2 tRNA genes and 2 rRNA genes (1 of these 4 cut by a window edge) are annotated in these 2,500 nt (G+C 52.1%); all 4 read right to left on the bottom strand.

The window, feature by feature from the left end:
• Positions 1-236 (bottom strand): 23S ribosomal RNA (locus ACLGGO_RS34935); it reaches 2,650 nt to the left of the window's first position.
• Between the two features lie 222 nt (positions 237-458).
• A tRNA-Ala gene (locus ACLGGO_RS34930) sits at positions 459-531 on the bottom strand.
• Positions 532-550: 19 nt separating this feature from the next.
• Positions 551-624, bottom strand: a tRNA-Ile gene (locus ACLGGO_RS34925).
• Positions 625-741: 117 nt separating this feature from the next.
• Positions 742-2,229: ribosomal RNA gene (locus tag ACLGGO_RS34920) — 16S ribosomal RNA — on the bottom strand.
• Together the 16S and 23S rRNA genes with 2 tRNA genes alongside form the textbook arrangement of a ribosomal RNA operon.
• Between the last annotated feature and the right edge of the window lie 271 nt (positions 2,230-2,500).

Below are 2,500 nucleotides of genomic sequence, written 5' to 3'. Positions count from 1 at the left end.
GCCGCTACTGGGGGAATCGCTTTTGCTTTCTTTTCCTCCAGCTACTAAGATGTTTCAGTTCACTGGGTTGGCTCGTACTGACCTATGGATTCAGTCAGCCGTACTTGGGGTTGCCCCATTCGGAAACCTCCGGCTCAACGCTTGCTTCCAGCTCCCCGGAGTGTATCGTCGGTCGCCACGTCCTTCTTCGCCTCTGTGTGCCTAGGTATCCACCGTTAGCTCTTTGTAGCTTGACCATCTATACTTTTGTCTGTGTAAGACACAAACGCCTTTTTTTGGCATTGTTCTTACTAAATTGACTTTTTCTCTCGCTATGCAGTTTTCAAGGTTCTGACTGAACTTCACGTTCAGCATTCTGAGCTTTTTCAATTAAAAAGTACAGGTGCTGAATGCTTTTTTTCGGTTGGCTTCTAGCTATTCGCTTTTGCCGCCACTCCTAACTCCTTAACTGGGAAGTATGGAGGTAAGCGGACTCGAACCGCTGACATCTGCCTTGCAAAGGCAGCGCTCTACCAGCTGAGCTATACCCCCTCTTCCTGAATGGAACAGGTGGGCCATCCTGGACTCGAACCAGGGACCTCACCCTTATCAGGGGTGCGCTCTAACCACCTGAGCTAATAGCCCATTTCCCGAACCAAAATCAGTTTGAAAGCCAATCTACTTCTTCCTTGCACGACCTGGGATTGGTGATATCAATCAGTTATCTATTTGGGTACTGATTTTTTCACCGGGTCTCCCTGAAAAGGAGGTGATCCAGCCACACCTTCCGGTACGGCTACCTTGTTACGACTTCACCCCAGTCACCAACCCTGCCTTCGGCGTCCCCCTCCCCTGAGGGTTAGGGTAACGACTTCGGGCGTGGCCAGCTTCCATGGTGTGACGGGCGGTGTGTACAAGGCCCGGGAACGGATTCACCGCCGTATTCTGACCGGCGATTACTAGCGATTCCTCCTTCACGCAGGCGAGTTGCAGCCTGCGATCTGAACTGAGGCCGAGTTTCTGGGATTAGCTTGCGATCGCTCGCTTGCTGCCCTCTGTCCCGACCATTGTAGTACGTGTGTAGCCCAGGACGTAAGGGGCATGCTGACTTGACGTCATCCCCACCTTCCTCCGGTTTGTCACCGGCAGTCTCTCTAGAGTGCCCAACTTAATGCTGGCAACTAAAAACGAGGGTTGCGCTCGTTGCGGGACTTAACCCAACATCTCACGACACGAGCTGACGACAGCCATGCACCACCTGTGTTCCGGCTCCCGAAGGCACCCCCAGCTTTCACCGGGGTTCCGGACATGTCAAGCCCTGGTAAGGTTCTTCGCGTTGCATCGAATTAAACCACATACTCCACCGCTTGTGCGGGCCCCCGTCAATTCCTTTGAGTTTCACACTTGCGTGCGTACTCCCCAGGCGGGATACTTAACGCGTTAGCTTCGGCACAGCTCGGGTCGATACAAGCTACACCTAGTATCCATCGTTTACAGCTAGGACTACTGGGGTATCTAATCCCATTCGCTCCCCTAGCTTTCGTCCCTGAGTGTCAGTTGCCGTCCAGTAGAGCGCTTTCGCCACCGATGTTCTTCCCGATCTCTACGCATTTCACCGCTACACCGGGAATTCCCTCTACCCCTACGGCCCTCTAGCTATTCAGTTTCCACTGCCTTTACGGAGTTGAGCCCCGTGCTTTAACAGCAGACTTGAATCGCCACCTGCGGACGCTTTACGCCCAATAATTCCGGATAACGCTTGCCTCCTCCGTATTACCGCGGCTGCTGGCACGGAGTTAGCCGAGGCTGATTCCTCAGGTACCGTCAGAGCTTCTTCCCTGAGAAAAGAGGTTTACAACCCAAGAGCCTTCCTCCCTCACGCGGTCTTGCTCCGTCAGGCTTTCGCCCATTGCGGAAAATTCCCCACTGCTGCCTCCCGTAGGAGTCTGGGCCGTGTCTCAGTCCCAGTGTGGCTGATCGTCCTCTCAGACCAGCTACTGATCGCTGCCTTGGTAGGCTTTTACCCTACCAACTAGCTAATCAGACGCGAGCTCCTCTTGGGGCAATAAATCTTTTACCCGTAGGCTTATCCGGTATTAGCCACCGTTTCCAGTGGTTGTCCCCGACCCCAAGGCAGATTCTCACGCGTTACTCACCCGTCCGCCACTCAACCCGAAGGTTGCGTTCGACTTGCATGTGTTAAGCAGACCGCCAGCGTTCATCCTGAGCCAGGATCAAACTCTCCATGTTAGAGGTTTTTTTCCAGGCTCCGAAACACGATCGAATCGCGTTTCGTTTCCAAGTTATCCTTTAAGTTGAGTTTGTCTCAGTTTCCTGATTAAACTCCATTAAGTTATTGACAAGGAGTTATGTATACTTGGCTTTCAAACTATTGATTTTTCTAGGTTCGGTCGCTTGAGTCGTCGTTGCCTTCGTTTCAAGCGCATTTACCAATGTAGTGCCTATTTCAGAAGTTGTCAACCTTTTGAGAAAAGTTTTTTTGAGAAAAGCTGAAACCCTT

This window comes from Coleofasciculus sp. (genome assembly GCF_046565525.1).
Classification (GTDB): Bacteria; Cyanobacteriota; Cyanobacteriia; order Cyanobacteriales; family Coleofasciculaceae; genus Coleofasciculus.
This window is presented reverse-complemented; position numbering and strand designations above follow the sequence as displayed.